This window comes from Georgenia soli, from assembly GCF_002563695.1.
Lineage (GTDB): Bacteria > Actinomycetota > Actinomycetes > Actinomycetales > Actinomycetaceae > Georgenia > Georgenia soli.
In genome coordinates, this window is sequence record NZ_PDJI01000004.1 from 3648458 (window position 1) to 3666991 (window position 18534).

Annotated in this window: 11 protein-coding genes and 1 pseudogene; 4 read left to right on the top strand and 8 right to left on the bottom strand. The window is 73.6% G+C overall.

Going from position 1 to position 18534, the window contains the following annotated elements; translation table 11 throughout:
• Positions 1–89: 89 nt before the first annotated feature.
• Both ATJ97_RS17875 and ATJ97_RS17880 read right to left on the bottom strand, forming a co-directional pair.
• Positions 90–2609 carry an ABC transporter permease gene (locus ATJ97_RS17875; protein ID WP_098484901.1) on the bottom strand — a complete coding sequence of 840 codons (2520 nt, stop codon included), beginning with the start codon at positions 2607–2609 and terminating at the stop codon, positions 90–92.
• Complete coding sequence (locus tag ATJ97_RS17880; RefSeq protein ID WP_098484902.1) at positions 2609–3412, bottom strand: ABC transporter ATP-binding protein; 804 nt, start codon at positions 3410–3412, stop codon at positions 2609–2611. Before ATJ97_RS17880 ends, ATJ97_RS17875 begins: the two co-directional genes overlap by 1 nt.
• Positions 3413–3729: 317 nt before the next feature.
• Between ATJ97_RS17880 and ATJ97_RS17885 the strand changes: the two genes are divergently transcribed.
• The 3 genes and pseudogenes from ATJ97_RS17885 (at position 3730) to ATJ97_RS20520 (ending at position 8429) form a co-directional block, all read left to right on the top strand.
• A complete protein-coding gene (locus ATJ97_RS17885) occupies positions 3730–7257 on the top strand; it encodes a phosphodiester glycosidase family protein (RefSeq protein ID WP_098484903.1) in 3528 nt (1175 codons plus the stop codon).
• Between the two features lie 83 nt (positions 7258–7340).
• Positions 7341–7667: pseudogene (locus tag ATJ97_RS20790) on the top strand (SIS domain-containing protein); the annotation flags it as partial.
• Between the two features lie 321 nt (positions 7668–7988).
• Positions 7989–8429 (top strand): PaaI family thioesterase, encoded by a 441-nt coding sequence (locus ATJ97_RS20520; protein ID WP_170037689.1) that lies wholly within the window; start codon positions 7989–7991, stop codon positions 8427–8429.
• A 14-nt stretch (positions 8430–8443) separates the two neighbouring features.
• On the opposite strand, the gene ATJ97_RS17895 is transcribed toward ATJ97_RS20520, so the two are convergent.
• The 5 genes from ATJ97_RS17895 to ATJ97_RS17915 form a co-directional block, all read right to left on the bottom strand.
• Positions 8444–8803, bottom strand: coding sequence for a CPBP family glutamic-type intramembrane protease (locus ATJ97_RS17895; RefSeq protein ID WP_170037564.1), 360 nt, complete (start codon positions 8801–8803; stop codon positions 8444–8446).
• A gap of 197 nt (positions 8804–9000) precedes the next feature.
• Positions 9001–10692: a (2,3-dihydroxybenzoyl)adenylate synthase gene (locus ATJ97_RS17900; RefSeq protein WP_098484906.1), complete on the bottom strand. Its 1692-nt coding sequence runs from the start codon at positions 10690–10692 to the stop codon at positions 9001–9003.
• Complete coding sequence (locus tag ATJ97_RS17905; RefSeq protein WP_098484907.1) at positions 10692–12770, bottom strand: acetate--CoA ligase family protein; 2079 nt, start codon at positions 12768–12770, stop codon at positions 10692–10694. The genes ATJ97_RS17900 and ATJ97_RS17905 overlap by 1 nt, the downstream gene beginning before the upstream one ends.
• Positions 12763–14376, bottom strand: coding sequence for an FAD-dependent monooxygenase (locus tag ATJ97_RS17910; protein WP_098484908.1), 1614 nt, complete (start codon positions 14374–14376; stop codon positions 12763–12765). Before ATJ97_RS17910 ends, ATJ97_RS17905 begins: the two co-directional genes overlap by 8 nt.
• A gap of 78 nt (positions 14377–14454) precedes the next feature.
• Positions 14455–15369, bottom strand: a complete 915-nt coding sequence (locus tag ATJ97_RS17915) for a PaaX family transcriptional regulator (protein ID WP_098484909.1) — start codon at positions 15367–15369, stop codon at positions 14455–14457.
• A gap of 205 nt (positions 15370–15574) precedes the next feature.
• Between ATJ97_RS17915 and ATJ97_RS17920 the strand changes: the two genes are divergently transcribed.
• Entirely contained in the window at positions 15575–16915 is a 1341-nt protein-coding gene (locus tag ATJ97_RS17920; RefSeq protein WP_098484910.1) for an MFS transporter, read from the top strand.
• 255 nt (positions 16916–17170) lie between these two features.
• On the opposite strand, the gene ATJ97_RS17925 is transcribed toward ATJ97_RS17920, so the two are convergent.
• Positions 17171–18520 carry an MFS transporter gene (locus ATJ97_RS17925; RefSeq protein ID WP_098484911.1) on the bottom strand — a complete coding sequence of 450 codons (1350 nt, stop codon included), beginning with the start codon at positions 18518–18520 and terminating at the stop codon, positions 17171–17173.
• Positions 18521–18534: the final 14 nt, after the last annotated feature.

Here is an 18534-nt window from a genome sequence, read left to right on the forward strand (position 1 = left end):
CGCCGCCGCACGCGCCGGAAGGGGCGCCGCACGCGCCGGAAGGGGCGCCCCGCACGGGACGCCCCTTCCGGGCTGACTGCGGCCACCGGTCAGGCGGTCGCGATGGCCTCCAGCACCGGCATCCGCGACGCCCGGCGCGCGGGCCAGACCGCCGCCAGCACACCGACCACGCCGGCGATGACGACGAGCCCGCCGAGCCGGACCGTGGGCACGGCCAGCTCGCTGATGCCCTGACCCTCCATCACCGACACCAGGCTGGTGCCGAAGGCGACCCCGAGCACCAGGCCGAGCGTGGCGCCGAACAGCGCGATCAGGACCGCCTCGAGCCGCACGGCCCGGCGCAGCTGCCGCCGGGACATCCCCACGGCCCGCAGCAGGCCGACCTCGCGGGTGCGCTCCATCACCGACAGCGCGAGGGTGTTGACGATCCCCAGCACCGCGATGAGCACCGAGAGCACCAGCATCGCGTTGATCAGCATGAGGATCTGCCCGACCTGGGCCTGCTGCTCCTGCGTGAACTCGGCCTGGTCCTTGACGGTGACGACAGGGTAGTCCACCAGCACCGCCTCGGCCGCGTCACGCACGGCCCCGGTGTCGGCGCCGTCGGCCATCTCGAGGAAGAGCCAGCGGTCGAGCGCGTCGCCGCCGAGCTGCTCGACGTCCTCGAGCGGCACCACGATGGGGCCGACGGCGGGGTTGGCCTCGAATGTGCCCACCAGGGTGATCCCGCGCTCGCTGCCGTCGACCCCGACCGCCTGCACGATGTCGCCGATCTCCCAGCCGCGGTCCTCCGCGGTCGCCGTGTCGGCGAGCATGCCGCCGGTGGGCTCGCCGTCGACCATGGCGAGCACCATGCTCTCGGCCATGGTGACCTCGTCGGCGGCCATGAACGTCGAGACCTCGCCGTCGAGCTGGGCGGAGGCCAGCCGGGACACCCCGACCGAGGACAGCCCGTCGATCTTCCGCATCTCCTCCGCGATCGCCGGCGAGAACGGCTGGCCCACCGACGTCGAGACGATGAAGTCCGCCTGCAGCGTCTCGTCGACCGTGGTGCCGATCGACTCGTCGGCCGACGCACCGATGATGCTGAACGCCGACACCAGGGTCGCGCCGACCATGAGCGCCGAGGCGGTGGCCGCCGACCGGCGCGGGTTGCGCAGCGCGTTGTCCCGCGCCAGCCTGCCGGCGGGACCGTAGACCCGCGGCAGCACCGCACCGACCCCCCGCACGAACGGGCCGGCCAGCACCGGGCCGAGCACGATCGCCGCCACCAGCAGCGCGAGCGAGCCGCCACCGACGAGGGCCGCGGCCGTCGTCGTGTCGTCCTGCACGAGCCCGGCGACCAGGCCGGCCCCGCCGGCGAGCAGGAGCATCGAGCCGCCGACCGCGCGGTGCCGCAGGGATCGCTCCGGCATCGCCTGGTCGTCGCGCAGCGCCGCCACGGGCGCCACCTTGGCGGCGCGGCGGGCCGGCCGGTACGCGGCGGCGAGCGTGACGAGGACGCCGATGACGTAGGAGGCCACGACCGTCGTCAGCTGGATCACCAGGCCGCCGTCGAGCGTCAGTCCCATGGTGCCGAACGCGGCCCGCAGGCCCGAGGCGATCCCGAGGCCGGCGAAGAGACCGACGGTCGACCCGAGGAACCCGAGCACGAGCGCCTCGGCCAGCACCACGCGGGTCACCTGGCCGCGGCCGGCACCGAGGGCCCGCAGGAGCGCGAGCTCGCGGGTGCGCTGCGCCACGAGCATCGCGAACGTGTTGAGGATGATGAAGCTGCCGACGAACAGGGCGACGCCGGCGAAGACCATGAGGAAGATGTTGATGAAGCTGAGCTGCCCCTCGAGGAGCTCCTTCTGCGCCTCCACCTCCTCGGTGCGGGTTGTCACGTCGTAGCCCGTGCCGAGGGCCTCCTCGATGCGCTCGGCCACCACCGCGTCGTCGAGGCCGTCGGCCGCCTCCACGGACAGGCCGTGGACGGTGCCGGGCCGGGCCAGCAGCTCCTGCGCGGCGGTGTGCTCGAAGGCGGTCAGCGACGCGCCGGCGAGGCCGCCGCTCTCCCCGAAACGCAGGATCCCGACGACGGTGGCCTCGACCCGCGGGCCGGGGGTCAGGACGTCGACGCGGTCGCCGACGCCGTAGCCGGTCTTCTCGGCGGTCGTCTCGTCGAGCACGACCTCGTCGTCCGCCCGGGGGGCCCGGCCGTCGGAGAGGGTCATCCCGAGGTTCTCGTCGGTGTTCCAGCCGACGCCCACGCCGGGTGCGCCGCCGGTGGCGACGACCTTGCCGTCGGGGCCGATGACGTAGACGCCCTCGGACTGGACGTAGCCCGCGACGGCGGCGACGCCGTCGACCCCCGCGACCTCGTCGACGAGCGACTCGGGCAGCAGGACGCCGGAGGCCATGCCGGGGCCCTGGGCGTCGAAGGCGCTCGCGGCGGTGACGTTGACGTCGGCGGTGGTGCTCTCGAAGAGCGCGGTGAAGGTCCGGCTCAGGGTGTCGGTGAAGACGAGCGTGCCGGCGACGAACGCGACGCCGAGCACGACGGCCAGACCGGAGAGGGCGAGGCGCAGCTTGTGCGCCATGAGGCTGCGGAGGGCGAGCTTGCGCATCAGGCACCACCGGCGGGGTCGAAGGCCTTCATGCGCTCCAGGACGCGGTCGGCGGTGGGGTCGGCCATCTGGTCGACGAGCCGCCCGTCGGCGAGGAACAGCACCTGGTCGGCGTAGGACGCCGCGACCGGGTCGTGCGTCACCATGACGATGGTCTGGCCCAGCTCGCGCACCGAGGTGCGCAGGAAGCCCAGGACGTCGGCGCCGGAGCGGCTGTCGAGGTTCCCCGTCGGCTCGTCCGCGAAGATGATCTCCGGCCGGCTGGCCAGCGCCCGGGCGCACGCCACCCGCTGCTGCTGGCCGCCCGAGAGCTGGTTGGGCCGGTGGCTGAGCCGCTGCTGCAGCCCGACGGCGGTGACGACCGCGTCCAGCCATTCCTGGTCCGCGCGCCGGCCGGCCAGGTCCATCGGCAGGGTGATGTTCTCCAGCGCGGTGAGCGTGGGGATGAGGTTGAAGGCCTGGAAGATGAAGCCGACCTTGTCCCGCCGCAGGTCGGTGAGCTGCCTGTCCTTGAGCGTCGTCAGGTCGACCCCGCCGATCCAGGCCGTGCCGCTGGTGGCCTCGTCGAGCCCGGCCATGCAGTGCATGAGCGTCGATTTGCCGGACCCGGACGGGCCCATGATCGCGGTGAAGACCCCGCGCGGGAAGACGACGTCGACGCCGTCGAGGGCGACGACGCGGGTCTCACCGTCGCCGTAGACCTTGGTCAGGCCCGCGGCGCGTGCCGCCGCGGGGACCGAGTCGGGGGGAAGCTGCTGCGGAGCGGTGCTCCGCCGTACTGCCGGGGTGGTGGACGTCGTCAACGGTCCGCTCCTTGTCTGCCTCTGCCAGCGACTGTCGCTGCTGAGGAGGACGCTAGGGACGACGGCGTGCCGGCAGATCCCGCGGAAGAACGGACCTGGCGCGGGACTTCAGGACGACGGGCCGACGCCGCCTCCTCCTCGAGAGGGAGCCGCCTCTCGGCCGGCGGGCCGGGGACCGGGTGGCAGCAACCGGCCGTGACCGCAAGCGCACACCGGCCGTTCACCCGCGGGCCATGTGCGCTCACTACGGTCGGGAACCGTGCCGGACGACGACGTCCGGGCACACCACAGCGAACGTCCGAGCACCCGGGGGAACCGTGCACCTGCCCGCCCGAAGACTGACCGCCGCGCTCGCGGGCGCCGGTCTCTGCCTCGCCACCGTGGGCGCCCTGCCCGCGCTCGCCACCACAGACTCCGCCGAGATCGCCGGCGCCGAGGCCCTCGCCGACCTCGTCACGGTCGGCGACGACGGCGGCTTCGACCTCGGGGCCGACGGCTCGGTGCTCCACGAGGTCTCCACCACCGCCGTCGCGCCGGGCCTGGACCTGACGAGCTTCCAGCGCCTGGAGGAGAAGGGCTGGACGTCCGGCAACATCCTCCGGGCGGACCTCACGGAGCCGACCCTGAGCATGAGGGTCCTCGACTCCGGGACCACCACCGCGCCGGCCACCGTGCTCGACCAGGTGAAGGGCTCCGGGGCGGTCGCCGCCGTCAACGGCAACCACTTCGACATGAACTTCACCAACGCGCCGATCTTCACCACGGTCAGCGACGGCGAGATCATCAACGGCTACAGCCAGCCCTACCCGGCCTTCACGCTCACCGACGGCGTCGCCGCCGTCGAGTACCTCTCCGCCTCCGGCACCCTCACCGCCGGCGACGTGACCCACGAGCTCGCCGGCCTCAACCGCGCCACGGTCCCGGCGAACTCGATCGGGGTCTACAACGAACGGTGGGGGAGCGCCTCCCTGGACCGGCCCGCCGGCCTGCCCGGCGAGACCGACGTCGCGACCGCCGTCGTCTCCGGCGGGGTGGTCACCGCCGTCGCCGACACCGCGGGCGAGCCGGTCTTCCCCGACGGCGGACAGATCCTCCTCGGCCGCGGCGCCGGCGCCCGGGCACTCCGGGCCCTCGAGGTCGCCCAGGCGGTCGAGATCACGGTGGAGCCGAGCTCCGACGTCGACCTGGGCATCGGCGGCAACGTCCCGCTGGTCCTCGACGGCGCGCTCGCCGACTTCCCCGACGAGCCCGTCGCCGCCCGCACCGTGCTGGGGCTGACCGAGGACGGCTCCGAGCTCATCGTGGCCACGGTCGACGGCCGCAGCGCGACGGCCCGCGGTCTGACGCGCGTGGAGATGGCCGAGCTCATGATCGACCTCGGCGCGCACAACGCCGTGAACATCGACGGCGGCGGGTCCACCACCATGGTCGCCCGCCCGGCCGGCGGCACGGACGTCGAGCTCGTCAACGTGCCGTCGGACGGCTCGCAGCGCGTGGTCGCGAACTCCCTGGCCTTCTTCTCCTCCGCGGACACCGCGAAGCTCACTGACGTCGCGGTCCGCCCGGTGCTCGACGGCGAGGACGCCCACCACGTCCTCCCCGGGCTGCGCCGCACCGTCGAGGGCGTCGGGCTGTCGGAGCAGCTCGCCGGCACCGACGCCCGTGGGCGGTTCACCGTCACCTCGCCCGGTTCGCTGCCGAACGGCAAGGACGCCAACGCCGTCGTTGCGGAGCAGACGAGGACCGGCGCGGTCCTGGAAGGCGTCACGCCCGGTCCGGCCACCGTCACGTTCAAGGCGTCCGGCCTCACCGGTGCCACCAACCTCACGGTGCTCGGCCCGCTCGACCACGTCACCGCCTCCACGCAGCAGATCGCCATGGAGGGCGAGGGTGACACCGCCACCATCCGCCTCACCGGCCACGACGCCGACGGGTTCTCCGCGCCGATCGAGATCGCCGACGTCGAGGCATCCGTTCCCGGCGGCTTCACCATCGAGCCGGCCGGTCTGGACGCCTTCACGGTCACCGCGACGACCGCGTCCGGCTCCGCCGTCGTCCAGCTCGCGGTCGCCGGCACGGTCGTGCAGGTGCCCGTCACCGTGGGGCTGACCACCAAGCCCGTCACGGACCTTGCCGACGGCGCGTCCTGGCGCTTCGAGCAGGCCCGCGCCTCGGGGGCGCTCACGGTGGCCCAGGGCCCCGACGGCCAGCCCGCGCTCCGACTGACCCACGACTTCACCACCTCGACGGCGACGCGCGGCTCCTACGCCGTCGCGCCGGCCCCGATCCCCGTGCCCGGCCAGCCGCAGGCCATCACGATGCTGATCGACGGCGACGCCACCGGCGCCTGGCCGCGCCTGCAGGTGCGCGACGGCGACGGGGTGGTCAAGCAGCTCGACGGCCCCATGATCACCTGGGAGGGCTGGAAGGAGACCACGTTCACCGTCCCGGCGGGCACACCGTTCCCCCTCACGCTCGAGCGGGTGCGGATCATGGAGACGCGGTCCACCGCGAGCTACCGGGGCGACATCACCTTCACCGACATCCGCGCCGTCGTCGCGCCCGACGTAGAGCAGCCGGTGGCCGTGCCCGTGCACGATCCGGTGATCGTCACCGACGGCACCGTGGACGGCTTCGCCCAGCGGATCGCGGTCATGTCCGACGCGCAGTTCGTCGGCCGGGCGCCGGGGTCGGACACCGTCGCGGCCGCGCGGCGCACCTTGCAGGAGATCGTCGCGGAGGACCCGGACCTCCTGGTCATCAACGGCGACCTGGTCGACGAGGGAGCACCGGTCGACTTCGACCTCGCGAGGCGTGTGCTCGACGAGGAGGTCGGCGACGCCGTGCCGTACCTCTACGTGCCCGGCAACCACGAGATCATGGGCGGCTCGATCGAGGAGTTCGAGGCGGCGTTCGGGCCGGCGCAGAACGTGGTGGACGTTGACGGCACGCGGGTCATCACCCTGGACACCTCTGCCGGCTCGCTGCGGGCCGGCGGGCTCGACCAGATCCGGCTCCTGGAGGACTCCCTCGCCGAGGTCGCGTCCGACCCGACGCTCACCGGCGTGGTGGTGTTCTTCCACCACCCGACCGAGGACCCGCTGCCCGCGGACGCCTCGCAGATCTCCGACCGGCACGAGGCCGCGGCGCTCGACGCGCTGCTCGGTGACTTCCGGGCGAGGTCCGGGAAGTCCGTCGCGGCGGTCAACGCGCACGTCGGCGCCTTCCACGCCCGCAGCTTCGAGGGCGTCTCGAACGTCGTCAACGGCAACTCCGGCAAGTCGCCGGCCTCCACGCCGGACAAGGGCGGCTTCACCGGATGGACGCTGCTCGGCGTCGACCCGGCCGAGGGCGTCGTCGGGGCGAACCCTGTGCCCGTGACCGACCGGCTGCAGTGGCTGCGCGCCGAGGTCCACGCCCGCGTCGACTCGCTCGTGCTCGACGTGCCGGCGGAGCTGGCGCTCGGCGAGACCGCCGTCGTGACCGGGACGGTCACGCAGGACGGCGGGCGCCAGGTGCCCGTCGCCTGGCCGATGAGCGCCGACTGGTCGGGGGAGGGCGTGACGATCGCCCCTGCCTCGGGCACGGAGCTCGAGGGCGGTGCGTCGGTGCTGCGACTCAACCCCGCCACGGGCGAGCTCACCGCCGTCGGCTCCGGGACCGCGACCGTGCGGCTCACGGTCAACGGCGTGACGGAGGAGGTCACCGTCACCGTGCCCGAGGCGGAGGTGCCGGAGTGCGAGACGCCCGGCCACGCGCCGACGACGCCGCCCGGCGGCTCCGGCGGCAACGCCAAGGCGCTCGAGCGCGGGCTCGGCAGGCCGCCGTGGGGCTGCGGGGCGTGAGGCTGCCCGGCGGCGACGCCGGGTGAGTGACGCGGGGCCGTCCTCACGGGGGGAGAGGGCGGCCCCGCTCGAGTCCCACGCAGGTGGACGCTCTGCAGCGGTTCGCCCGCGCCAGCACCGAGCACCTCCATGGCATGGTCGACGCGAATGCCGGTCAGCTGCGGCTGGCGGCCGCGGCGGTCCTCGAGTCGGCGCGGCACGGTGGTCTCGTGTACGCGGCAGGCTCGGGACACTCCCTCGCGAGCGTGCTCGAGACCTTCTACCGTGCCGGCGGGCTGCCCTTCGTCCGGCCGCTCTGGGACGCCGAGCTGCTACCACTCAACGGGGCCGACCGCTCCACCGTCGCGGAGCGGCGACCTGGGCTCGGCGACAGGCTCGTCAAGGACGCCGCGGTCGGTCATCACGACACCGTCGTCGCTGTGCGACGCCCTGCTGTGGGACGCGCTTCTCGTGCTGTGCTCGGAGCTGGAGCCGCAGACCCCGTTCTGGCGCAGCGCCAACACGACCGGACCGACGAACATGGAGATGATCGAGCAGTACCGCGCGATGGTTCCCGAGCTGCGCTAGACAGTGGTGGTCGGAAGTGCGCCTGCGTTACGCGGGAGCCGCCGTTCCTCGTGAACACACCGGGGCGATCGGCAGAACTCGTCGTCCGGCCTCAGCGGCGCGCCTCCGGGGCACTCGGTGACGGAAGAGTCGGAGAACGCCCTGTCCGTGGCACGCTGACCACCATGAAGCAGGACACCACCACGGCCCCCGGCGCGCGTCCCGACGGCTGGCCTGTCACGGACGGCGGGGCACTCAGCGACCGCCTCGGCATCACGTTCAGCGAGCTCGGCCCGGAGCGGGCCGTGGCGACGATGCCCGTGGAGGGCAACACCCAACCCCACGGCATCCTGCACGGCGGCGCCTCCGCGGCGCTCGCCGAGACGGTCGCCTCGGCGGCCGCGAACGTCCATGCGGGCCAGGGGAAGGTCGCTCTCGGCGTTGAGCTGAACGCCAGTCACCACCGCAGCGCCTCCGAAGGTGCCGTCACCGCGGTCGCGACCGCGCTCCACCTGGGCCGCACGCTGGCGAGCTACGAGGTTGCGGTCACGGACAAGCAGGGCCGTCGCCTGTGCACTGCCCGTATGACCTGCGTGGTCGTCGCGGACCCGCGCGGCAGGAGCTGACGTGCGCCGGCACGCTACGTGCCGACGGTGGGAGCCGAGGAGGCTGTCGTCGTCGGCCGCATCGCCCGGCGACCCGTCCGGCAGAGGCGCTCGGGTCCGAAGACCGCGATGACGAGCACCGCCGCCGTGACCGTGACGGTGGCGGTCATCCATGGGGCCGAGCTGAGGACGTCCAGCACGTTGGAGATGCCGTGGCGCAGGACAGCGACGAGCAGGCTGCCGCGGGCGCTGTTGTACAGCCAGGTGCAGAGCACCGCCTCGGCGATCATCCAGACGACGAAGGGCAGCACGGGACAGGCGGACATCGTCGGGTCCCCGCCCATGATGAGCGGCAGGTGCCACAGCGCCCACAGCGCGCCGACGACGAGGCTCACGGTGAGCGCGCTGTGCCGGTGCAGAACGCCAGCACCGGGTGCGCCCGGACCCGACCCGTCACGGCCACCGCATGCTCACCTCGTGGTCAGCACGCCACGGGTGCGCCCGCCCAGGGAGCACCTCGCGCTCCCTCCACCGTTCTCCGGGACCACGGCCGCGCCAGGCTCCTTCGTCCCTGGCGCGGCCGCGGGGCTGCTCAGATGGCCGCGCGGATGCCCATGCCTGTGGCGAGCCGGTCGGCGATGTCGTTGCGCAGAGCCTTCTTGTTGATCTTGCCGACCTTCGTCGTCGGGAGCTCGTCCGTGACCTCGAGGTGCTCGGGCCACTTGTACCGGGCGACCCCGGCCGCCTCCATCGCGGCGTTGACGTCCTCGAGGGAGAGGGTCGCGCCGTCGTGCGGGACGACGTAGACGCACACGCGCTCGCCGAGGACGTCGTCGGGCATGGCCACGGCGGCCACGAGCCGGACCGCGGGCAGCTGGTAGACGAGGTTCTCGACCTCCTCGGCGGAGATCTTCTCCCCGCCGCGGTTGATCATGTCCTTGTCGCGGCCCTCGACGATGAGGTTGCCCATCTCGTCCATGCGGCAGATGTCGCCGGAGCGGTACCACCCGTCCGCGGTGAAGGCCCGGGCGTTCTGCTCCTCGGCCCGGTAGTACCCGCGCAGGGTGTACGGGCCCTGGGTGACGAGCGAGCCCGGGGTGCCCTGCGGGACCGGGTTGTCGTGCTCGTCGACGAGCAGGACCTCGTCGGCGGGGGACATCGGCCGGCCCTGGGTGGTGAAGATGACCTCCTCGGGGTCGTCGAGGCGGGTGAAGTTCAGCAGTCCCTCCGCCATGCCGAACACCTGCTGCAGGGTGCAGCCCAGCGTTCCGGGCACGCGGCGCGCCACCTCGTCGGCCAGCCGCGAGCCGCCCACCTGGAGCACCTGGAGCGAGGCGAGCTGGTCGGTCGGGTGCGCCGCCTGCTCGTCCAGCCACCGCTTGGCGACGGCGGGGACGACGGCGGTGTGCGTGACGCCCTCGGCCTCGATGGTGGCGAAAGCCCGGACGGGCGAGGGACTGGGCAGCATGACCACCGTGCCCCCGGCTAGCAGGGTGCCGAGCACGCCGGGGCAGGCCAGCGGGAAGTTGTGCGTCGCCGGGATGGCCACGAGGTAGACCGTCGTGGCGTCGAAGCCGCACACCCGGTTGGACTCCCTGGCGTTGTACGCGTAGTCGTCGTGCGAGCGGGGGATGAGCTTCGGGATCCCGGTGGTGCCGCCGGAGAGGAGGAAGAGGGCGACGTCGGAGCTCGCCGGTTCCTCCGCGTCCCACCGCGCCCTGAGGGAGGCGGCCTCGACGCCGTCGACCGGCGGCGCGCAGAGCGCCCGCAGGTCGACCGCCCCCTCCGCGACGTGCTCCCCGGCGACGAGCACGTGCTCGAGGACCGCGTGCTCGGCGGTGAGGTCGAACCCGAGCTGCTGGTGGTCGAAGTCCTTCACCACGTCGGGCACCGCGACGGCGACCGCCTCGGCGTGCTCGACGAAGTAGGACATCTCGTGGCGGCGGTGCCCGGGCAGGGCCATCACCGGCACGATCCCGGCGCGGAAGCAGGCGAGCGTCAGGACGACGAACTCCCAGCAGTTCGGCAGCTGGACGACGATCCGGTCGCCACGGGCCACGCCGAGGTCCCGGAGCCGGGAGGCGGCGGCGTCGGCACGGGCGACGAGATCGGCGTAGGTGATGCGCACGTCGCCGTCGACGACGGCGGTCCTGGCCTGACGCTCGTCGGCGGCGGCCCAGAGGTGGTGACCCAGGGTCCTGCCCTCCCAGTAGCCGGCGGCGGTGAACCGCTCGACGAGCTCGGCGGGCCAGGGGACGATTCCTTCGGCGATGGGGCGGACCATCACGACTCCTTCGTGGTGACGACAGCGTCGAGGGCGACGAGCCCGTCCGCGGTGACCCGCAGCGGGTTGATCTCGACGTCGCCCAGGTGGGGGTGATCGAGCAGCAGGGTGCCGAGCGCGCTGAGCAGGCCGGCGAGCTCGGACCGGTCGAGGGTGGGCGAGCCGCGGAAGCCTTCCAGCAGGGCGCGCCCGGCGAGGTCGTCGGGCATGGTGGCGGCCTCGGCGGGGGAGAGCGGCGCGACGCGCAGGCTGACGTCCTGCAACGCCTCGGCAACGGTGCCGCCGAGCCCCAGCAGGACGACGGGGCCGAAGACCGGGTCCCGGCGGGCGCCGACGATGAGGTCGACGCCGGAGGGGGCCATCCTCTCGACGAGGACCCGGTCCGCCCCCGCGGCGCGCAGGGCGGTGAGGGCCTCGTCCAGCTCGTCGTGGGTGCGCACGCCCAGGCGCACGCCGCCGATCTCGGTCTTGTGCAGCACGGCGGCGTCGAGCAGCTTCACGGCGACAGGCCCGCCGATCGCGTCGAGCGCCGCGTGGGCCTCGGCGTCGGTGGCGCAGGCGCGGCGGGGCATGGTGCGGAAGCCGAGCCGCTCCACGAGAGCCTTGGCCTCGTCCTCGTCCCACGCCGACCGGGTCACGACGGGCGACGGGCCGTCCTCTCCGCCGTCGGCCTGTGCCGCTCCGCCGCCGCCCACGGGTGCGGCGTCCCGGCGGGCGTGCTGCCGCCGGGCGTCCTCGACGAGCGCGGCCACCCCGGTGGCCAGCGACGTGGGGGCGCCGTACGCGGGGACGCCGGCGGCGTGGAGACGACGGCGGATCTGACGGACCTCCTCCGGCGCGCCGCCGAGCCCGACGAGAGTGGGGACCGCGGAGCCGGCCGACGCGGCCGGGACCGTGGCGGCCAGGTCGATGCTGTCCGGCTCCGTGAGGGCGTACGTGGCGACGGCGTCCACGCGGGGGTCGGCGGCGACGGCCTCCAGCACGGCGCCGAACGTCTCGCTCGGGCGACCGGTGTCGACGGGATTGCGCTGGTAGGTCAGCGGCGGAAGGAGCTCGCCGATGCGTGCGACCGTGCCGTCCGATAGGCCGGGCACGGCGACGCCGTGCCCGCGCAGGCTGTCCATGAGCAGCAGACCGGGGCCGGCCTGCGCCGTGACGATGCCGACACCGGGGTCCGCGGCCGGGGCGAGACGCGCGTGGGAGAGCGCCGCGACCGCGTCGACGAGCTGCTGCTCGTCGTCGACCAGCACCGCGCCGGCCTGCCGGAGCGCGGCGCGCGTGGTGCGCCAGGAGGTGGCCAGCGCACCGGTGTGCGACTGCGCGAACTCGGCAACGTCGTTGCGGCCGACCACCAGTGCCACCACGGGCACCCGCTCCGTCAGCGCCCGGACGGACTCCACGAGGCGGCGCCCGTCGGCCACCGACTCCACGTGGAGCGCGACCACCCGGGTGGCGTCGTCCCCGCGGAGGTGATCGAGGACGTCGGCGGCGGTGACGTCGGTGGCGTTGCCCAGTCCCACCGCGAGGCTGACGCCCAGGCCGGCGTCGGCGAGGAGGAAGGACAGGGCGTGGTTGATCCCGCCGGACGCCGCGACGACGGCGACCCCGCCGGCCGGGACGTCGCCCGCCGCCGGCACGAAGCTCGCGGTGAGCTTGTGGGCGGGGGAGAAGAAGCCGGAGGTGTTCGGCCCGAGCAGGCGGACCCCGGTGCGGCGCGCCGCGGCGAGAAGGGCCGCCTGGTGGGCGGCGCCGTCCGCGCCGGACTCGGCGAACCCGCCGGCGCAGACGAGGGCGGCCCTGGTCCCGGCCGCGGCGGCGTCCTCGACGGCGGACGCGCACGCCGCGGCCGGCACGCACAGGACGGCGAGGTCCAGCGGGGCGCCCAGCGCCTGCGACGCGGCAGCCACGGAGGCGTGCAGACCGGCGCCCGGGTCGGGGTTGCGCGAGTTGACGAGCCCGAGGGCGCCGTCGAAGCTCCGCAGCGAGCGGGCCATGACCGCGCCGAGCTTGGCGCCGGAGCGGGAGGCCCCGACGACGGCGACGCCGCGAGGGGAGAAGAGCGGGCGCAGGTCAGACATCGGTGCCTCCGGTGGTCACGACGAGGTCGGCGCGGCCGGAGAGCACCAGGGTGGCGGCGCGGTCCTCGTCGGCCTGCTCCTCCACCAGGGCCACCGGCAGGCCGGCGGCCAGCCGGGCCTCCTCCGCGAGCAGCACCCGGGTCAGGGGGGTGCCTCCGTGGACCGCGACGAGCGTCGGCGCCTCGGTGCGGCAGGCGGCCACGACGGCCGCCGCACCGGCGACGCCGTCCTCGCTCTCGGGGGCGGCGAGCCACAGGCCCCACGGTTCGTCCTTGCCGAGGTGACGCGCCGGTGTGCCGCCGTCGTCCGCCGGGCAGCCGGCCAGCGGGACCTGGTTGCCGACGCCGTCGGCCACGAACCGGGCGCCGTCGCGCTCGACGATGCGGGCGGTGCGGCCCGGGAAGACCACGTCGCCGAGGTCGAGCGGGGTGCTCAGCGGGTCGCTGCCGTGGCGCTCGCGCCAGGCGGCGTCGACGGCGGCAACGAAGTCCGGGTCGCGGCGGGCGATCTTGGCGCGGCCGATGGACCGGCTCATGAAGTGGAACGCGAACTGGGTGGGGTCGAACGCGGCGTGGTAGCGGCCGAAGTGCTCCCACCACGACAGGCTCGGGCGCGCCGATCCCTGGATCTTCTCCACCGACGGGCGGGCAGCCGCCTCGTAGGCGACGAGGGCCTGCTCGACGTCGTCGTGCTCGGCGACGGCGCGGGCGAGCTCGATCGCGTCCTCCATCGCCATCTTGGTGCCCGAGCCGACCGAGAAGTGGGCCGTGTGCGCGGAGTCGCCCAGGAGCGCGACCCTGCCGGCGTGCCAGGTGGCGGCGCGGCGGGTGCGGAAGTTGCCCCAGCGGGAGTTGTTGACCAGCAGCGGCTGCCCGTCGATCTCGTCGGCGAAGAGGTCCTCGAGGTACTTCCGGCTCTTCTCGTCGCTCGCCCCGGGCGGCTGGGTGACGTCGAACTCGTCAAGACCCGCGCGGCGCCAGGTCTCCTCGTCGGTCTCGACGATGAACGTGCTCACGTCGTCGGAGATCGGGTAGCCGTGGACGGCGAAGACTCCGTGCGGGCCCTCCTTGTGCACGAAGGTCAGCCCGTCGAACATGTACGACGTCCCGAACCAGATGAACTTCGCGCTCGCCTCGACGGCGGACGGGCCGAACTCGCCGGCGAGTCGCTCGCGGGTTCGGGAGTTCGCGCCGTCGGAGGCGACGACGAGGTCATGGTCGGCGAGAACGTCGTCGACGTCGACGTCGGTCTCGAAGCGCAGGTCCACGCCCTCGGCGCGGGCACGCTCCTGCAGCAGGAGCAGGAGGGTCTTGCGGGAGATCGCGCCCATCCCGTTGCCGCCGACCGTGATCCGCTCGCCCTTGAGCCGGACCTCGATGTTCTCCCAGTGCCTCCCGTGCTCGCGCAGGGCGTCGATGAGAACCGGGTCGGCGTCGTCGATCTTCTTCAGGGTGGCGTCCGAGAAGACGACGCCGAAGCCGTAGGTGTCGTCGGCGCGGTTGCGCTCGTAGACGGTCACGCGGGCGTCCGGCCGGCGCTGCTTGATGAGCGTGGCGGCGAACAGCCCGCCTGGGCCGCCGCCGATGCAGGCTACAGAGAGCGACATGGATTCTCCTACGCGTCACGTCGTCGTGCGGTCGTGATGACCTCGTTCACCGAGTGTGTGACACATGGGCGACGGCCGTCAAGTGAGTGACGCAGGAATGTCGTCCGCGCCGGCCGCGGCGGTGCGTGGGGCGGGGGTGGTCGGGGCCGTGGGTGTCACCGGAACCGTCGGTGGCTCCGGGTCCGTGCGCCGCGTGCCCGTCGCCTCGTCAACGGCGCGCTCGGCGGCGGGGCGCAGCAGCTCGGAGGCCTCGGTGAAGAGGTCGTAGGCGTCGTGGCCGAGCCAGCGGGCGGGGAGCAGCTCCAGCGGCAGCGCGGGGTCGCGGAAGGGGAACTTGCGCCACTCGCGGAAGAGCTCGATCCGCGCCACGAGCGACTCGTCCGGGCCCACCCGGCCCGAGCGGTAGCGGGGGAGCTCTGCCCGGTAGCGCTCGAGGAACGCCTGGTAGTCGGCGTTGAGCGTGGTGAGGTCCCAGCAGCGCTCGGCCATGTCGCGGTCGGCCGGGAGGCCCTTGGAGCGGGCTCGCAGCAGGTCGAGCCGGATGTCGCCGTGGTGCGCGAACTTCTCCTCCACGCGCGCGAGCCGGTCGTGGGGGGAGATCCAGGTCGAGGCCGCCAGCGGGCCGAAGCCGAGCCAGGCGAGCTCCTTGCGCAGGCTCTCGCGGGCGGACCTCGCAGACTCCGGCACGTAGTAGATCACCATGTGCCACCAGCCCTCCCAGGAGGTTCGCGGGGTGCCGAGGATCCTTTCGCGCCCCTCGTCGAGCATCTGCCAGCTGTGCTCGTTGAGGGCGTAGACGACCTCCCGGCCGTCGGCTCCCGGCCGGGTGTCGAGCCATCCCTCCTTCTTCAGGCGCGCCATCGTCACCCGTGCGGTCGAGGCCCCCACGCCGAACTTCTCCAGGAGCGCCACGAGGTCGCGCAGCGGCGCGGCCCCTCCGCGGTAGCGCAGGTAGCCGCCGAAGAGGTCGATGACGATGGACCGCGGCTTCATGGTGCTCCTCAAATCTGATTCGAATGCTTGACGACCGTCGTTCAGATGCCGTACACATTACCGGGAGTGAGGTGGTGCACACCACTGCCTCGCCCTCCATGACCACGGCAGGTGCCCGTCACCACGGGCTCGTCCTGCGCCCGCGGCGACCGTCTGCCGGCATGACCTTTCATCCCCCTGAACCACCTCACCGCAGGAGACAACGATGTCAGCATCCTCCGCCGCGCCGGCGGGGCCCGGGTCCCGCAAGGGCCTCGTCGTCGTCGCGCTCGCCTTCGCAGCCATCGTGCTCGACGGGTACGACCTCATGATCTACGGGGCGATGGTGCCAGCCCTCCTCCAGCACCCCACCTGGGAGCTGACCCCCGCGGACGTCGGCCTGATCGGCAGCTACGCCACCTTCGGCATGCTCGTCGGCGCGCTCGGCGTCGGTGCCCTGACGGACATCCTCGGCCGTCGGCGCATCATCATCGCGAGCATCATCTGGTTCAGCGCGGCCACGGCCGCCACCGCCATGGCGCCGACGCCGGAGCTGTTCGGGCTTTTCCGTCTCGTCGCAGGGATCGGTCTCGGCGGCGTCATGCCGACCGCCATCGCCCTGACCGTCGAGTACGCCCCGCGCGGCAAGCAGCAGTTCTACAACGCCATGATGTTCGTCGGGTACTCCTTCGGCGGGGTCTTCGCCGCACTGGCGGCGATGGCGCTTCTCGAGGACCACGGCTTCCGCCTGCTGCTCTGGCTGGGCGCCGCGCCGGCCCTGATCCTCGTGCCGCTCGTCTACCGCCACCTGCCTGAGTCGATGAGCTACCTCGCCGGCAAGGGGCGCAACGACGAGGCACAGGAGCTCGCTCGCGAGTACGGCGTCGAGGTCGAGGTGCGCTCGGCCGGCGGGTCGAAGAAGGCGCCGGGTGCGCTGCGGTTCCTCGTCTCGGCGAGCAACCGCGGCCCGCTGGCCCTGTTCTCCGTGGCGTCGTTCTCCGGGCTGCTGCTGGTGTACGGGCTCAACACGTGGCTGCCCCAGATCATGCGCAGCGCCGGGTACCCGCTCGGATCCTCGATCGCCTTCCTGCTGGTGCTCAACCTCGGCGCGATCGTCGGCAGCGTCGCCGCGGCCGCGCTGGCGGACAGGATGGGGCCGAAGTTCGCCGTCAGCCTCGCGTTCGGGGCCGCCGCGGTCACCCTCGTCGCCCTGAGCCTGCAGCCGCACGCCGCGCTGCTGTACCTCTTCGTCGCGGTCGCGGGACTCGGCTCGATCGGCACGCAGATTCTCGTCAACGGCTACGCCGCGGCGTTCTTCCCCGCCTGGGCGCGCGGCAGCGCGGTGGGGGTCACCCTCGGCATCGGCCGGATCGGCGCCGTCGTCGCCCCGATCATGGTCGGACTGATCATGGAGTCCGACCTCGGGTTCCGGTGGAACTTCTACTCCTTCATCGTCCCGGCCGTGATCGGTCTGCTCGTCATCCTTGCAGTGCCGCGCCGTACCGCGGCCGCCCGTGCGGCCGCGGTCGCGGAGGAAAGGGGCGCCGCCCCGGTGCGCCAGGGCTGACGCGCCGTTCGTCCGGCCCGGACACCATCCGCCGGCCACCATCCGAAGGGCTGTACCGCGCGGCGGTACGGCCCTTCGGCTGTTGCCGGCCCGGGCGCACCGACGGGGGACGCGTGGATCCGCACGGCCCACCGTGGCGCCCGCAGTCCTCGACGGGACCTCCTCTGGAGATCCCGCCGGCGGCGGCTCCTGACGACGACGCACGCCCGCCTCGTGGTTCGGCAGAGCGGGGACGCGCTCGGGCGCGACGTCGGTTCAGCCGTCCGTCCGGGTCCGTGCGGCGGCGTCGGCGGACGAGGCGTCGTGGGGCAGCACGGCGTGCTGCGGCGCGCCGGTCTCGAGCACCCGCCCCAGCGCCAGGACCACCAGACCGGCCAGGGCGACGCTGACCAGCGCGGCGCGCAGGCTGATCGCGTCGGCAAGGAGGCCGATGATCGTCGGCGAGACGAGGAACCCGACCCGCAGCAGCCAGCCGACGACGGTGAGGCCGACGCCGGGCGCCAGGCCGGGGAGCTCGTCGGCCGTGTGCATCACCGCGGGGACGAGCGTGGCGACACCGAGGCCGGCGAGGGCGAACCCGGCCAGCGTCGTCGGCAGCGACGGTACGGCGAGCGCCAGAGCCATGCCGAGTGCGATGAGCACCCCGCCGGTACGCACCACGCGGCGCTGCCCGTAGCGGTTGATCACCCGGTCGCCGGTGAACCGACCGAAGACCATCGCGACCTGCAGCGCGACGAAGGCGAGGCCGCCGGCGGCAGCGCTCGCGCCGACCTCCTCGCGGAGGTAGAGGGCTCCCCAGGAGGAGCCGGCGTCCTGGACGAACGCCTCGCAGGCGGCGAGGAGACCGAGGGCCGCGAGCAGGACCGCGGTTCGGGTGGCGGTGCGGCGGGGGCCGTGGCTGGCGGAGTCGGCCACGGGTGCTCCGTGTCCGCCGTCGGGCCGGTCGCCGCCGTCGGGCCCGTGAGCGTCAGCGGGCCCAGCGCCGACCTCGGCGCTGCGTCCTGCCACGCGCTCGGCGTCCTCCGGTCCGGGCAGGAGGAAGCGGTAGGCGACGACAGCCGTCACGCTGAACACGACGGTGGAGACGGCGAGGTGGACGCCCAGCGGCACGTGCATCCCCGCCGCGGCGGAGCCGAGGAGGCCGCCGGCGACGGCCCCCACGCTCCACAGGCCGTGGAAGGCGTTGACGATCGAGCGCCGGTACAGCCGTTGCACGCGGAAACCGTGGGCGTTCTGCGCAACGTCCACCAGGGCGTCGAACGCACCGGCGACGAGCATCGCCGCGGCGAAGACCCACCAGGACCCCGACAGGGGCACCGCGCACACGGCGAGGGCCAGGCCGACCAGCCCGAAGGAGGCGACCCTCGCCGAGCTGAGGCGGTTGATGAGTGCAGGGGCGAGCAGCCCGGCGAGGAGCGCCCCGGCGGGCATCGCTGCGATGCCGGTCCCGAGCGCGGCGTTGGTCAGGTCGAGCTTCTCCTTCACCTCCGGCAGGCGAGGCACGAGGTTCGCGTACAGCACGGCGTTGAGGAAGAAGAGTGCGGACACCGCTGCGCGAGCGCGGCGCATCTGCGCGGTGACTGCGGTGCCGGTGGGTGCGGCCATGGCGACGAGCTCCG

Bases quoted from the DNA above. Each gene is read 5' to 3' on its own strand.
- ATJ97_RS17875 (WP_098484901.1), bottom strand. From the start codon at position 2,609: ATGCGCAAGCTCGCCCTCCGCAGCCTCATGGCGCACAAGCTGCGCCTC.
- ATJ97_RS17910 (WP_098484908.1), bottom strand. From the start codon at position 14,376: ATGTCGCTCTCTGTAGCCTGCATCGGCGGCGGCCCAGGCGGGCTGTTC.
- ATJ97_RS17915 (WP_098484909.1), bottom strand. From the start codon at position 15,369: ATGAAGCCGCGGTCCATCGTCATCGACCTCTTCGGCGGCTACCTGCGC.
- ATJ97_RS17900 (WP_098484906.1), bottom strand. From the start codon at position 10,692: ATGGTCCGCCCCATCGCCGAAGGAATCGTCCCCTGGCCCGCCGAGCTC.
- ATJ97_RS17905 (WP_098484907.1), bottom strand. From the start codon at position 12,770: ATGTCTGACCTGCGCCCGCTCTTCTCCCCTCGCGGCGTCGCCGTCGTC.
- ATJ97_RS20520 (WP_170037689.1), top strand. From the start codon at position 7,989: ATGAAGCAGGACACCACCACGGCCCCCGGCGCGCGTCCCGACGGCTGG.
- ATJ97_RS17920 (WP_098484910.1), top strand. From the start codon at position 15,575: ATGTCAGCATCCTCCGCCGCGCCGGCGGGGCCCGGGTCCCGCAAGGGC.
- ATJ97_RS17925 (WP_098484911.1), bottom strand. From the start codon at position 18,520: ATGGCCGCACCCACCGGCACCGCAGTCACCGCGCAGATGCGCCGCGCT.